The 500-nt window shown below is 58.2% G+C and carries 1 protein-coding gene; it reads left to right on the top strand.

The window, feature by feature from the left end; translation table 11 throughout:
• Nucleotides 1–500, top strand: a 500-nt coding sequence (locus tag ACXJ7R_RS36230) for an amidohydrolase family protein (RefSeq protein ID WP_457155962.1), incomplete at both ends; no start/stop codon positions are given.

Below are 500 nucleotides of genomic sequence, written 5' to 3'. Positions count from 1 at the left end.
CATTGCTACCTGTCCGCGCATCGAGGTCGAAACCGCCCTCGCCCGAGCCTACAATCGCTGGCTATGCGACAATGTTCTGGCCGAAGAGCCGCGCCTGACTTCCATGCTCTACCTCCCCTTCAACGATCCCGACGCCTGCCTGAAGGTGATCGAGGAATTCGGGGACCGGAAGGGGGTGATCGGTTTCATGGTCACCTCAACCCACTACAAGGGCGTTCACGACAACGCCTACATGAAGGTTTACGCGGCCCTGCAGGAACGCGACCTGCCGCTCGGCTTTCACGCCGCCTACACTTGGGGCGACAAATCGACTGCCCTGATGAACCGGTTTATCTCGGTTCATGCGCTAGGCTTCGTCTGGCACAATATGGTGCATATGACGAACTGGCTGGTCAATGGTCTGCCAGAACGCTTTCCGCGCTTGAAAACGGTATGGATCGAGAGCGGACTGGCCTGGGTGCCTTTCCTGATGCAGCGGCTGGACAACGAGTATATGATGC

This window comes from Mesorhizobium sp. P5_C1, from assembly GCF_054049815.1.
Note: the sequence above shows the minus strand (reverse complement) of the source record. Positions and strands in the feature narration are given on the sequence as shown.